This is a genomic window from Streptomyces sp. NPDC051104 (genome assembly GCF_040682835.1).
GTDB lineage: Bacteria > Actinomycetota > Actinomycetes > Streptomycetales > Streptomycetaceae > Streptomyces > Streptomyces cynarae.
In genome coordinates this window covers 1-1,139 of record NZ_JBFBBS010000160.1, presented here as the reverse complement: position 1 = coordinate 1,139, position 1,139 = coordinate 1, and the positions used below count along the sequence as shown (strand labels likewise).

The following is a 1,139-nucleotide window of genomic DNA, read 5'->3' as shown; positions in this document are numbered from 1 at the left end:
ATGACGAGGGCGATGATGGCGTCGGCGGTGCGGAAGCCGAAGCCTCGGCGGATGATCAGGCGGGTCTTGGTGTTGGTGGACTCGATCAGCCCGTTCGACAGGCGCTCGACGATGGCGTTGACGATCGCGTCGCGGTGCCGGCGTATGCGCCGGGCGAGCTCGGTGAACACCTCGATGCGGCAGCGGCTGGCCCACGACAGCCAGCGGTCCAGAGCCTCGATCGCCGCCTGGGCGCCCTGCTCGCCGGCGATGGCGAAGACCGTGCGCAGGCCCTCCTTGAGCAGGTAGGCGCGGTGCAGGCGCGGGTCGGTGGAGGCGATCCAGGCGAGCTTGGCCTGCCGGCGTTCGGTCAGGTCCTCCGGGTTCTTCCACAGGGCGTGCCGTGAGTGCTTCAGCTTCCGTGCCAGTTCGGGGTCGGCGGCCTGGCGGCGGGCCCGGTTCCATGCCGCTCGCCGCTCGGCGTCCAGTGCCTCGGTGGCCCAGGCCACCACGTGAAACGGGTCCATCGCCCGCGCCGCGTTCGGGGCGCGGGCGGCGACGGTCTCGGCGATCCACTCCGCACCGTCGGCCGAGACGTGGGTGAGCTTCGCGGCCCGCTCGGTGCCAAGAGCATCGAAGAAGCCCTGCAGCACCTGCTTGCCGTGGCCGTCGGCCATCCACACCACCCGCCGCGTGTCGTGGTCGACCACCACCGTCATGTACCGCTGCCCCTTGCGGTAGCTGATCTCGTCGATCCCGATCCGTCGCAGCCCCGCCAGCCGGTCCACCCCAGCGTCCCGGTCGGCCACGAACCTGGCCACGATCGCCCCGACCGTCCGCCACGACACACGCATCAATTGGGCGACCGCCGACTTGGAGCACTCCGCGGCCATCCAGGCGACCTGCTGGTCGAAGGCCAGCGTGTGCCCGGCACCGTGTCGGGCCCAGGACACCGCTGCGGCCACCACACCGTGCTGTCGGCAGCGCACCCGGGGCGCATCGGCCTCGAGGAACACCTTCATCGTGCCCGCGTCCAGGCACCGCCAGCGCCGCCTGCCGCGCCCCTGGTCGTAGCCCCGGGCGGGACGCCGGCAGACCCCGCACCGGTTCCGCTCACGCGCCACCGGCCGCACATGCGCGACCAGCACGTCCGCTTCCGG

Annotated in this window: 1 pseudogene; it reads right to left on the bottom strand. The window is 72.3% G+C overall.

The features are described 5' to 3' along the window. Positions 1 to 1,127, bottom strand: a pseudogene (locus tag AB0N14_RS40285) (ISL3 family transposase); the annotation flags it as partial. Positions 1,128 to 1,139: the final 12 nt, after the last annotated feature.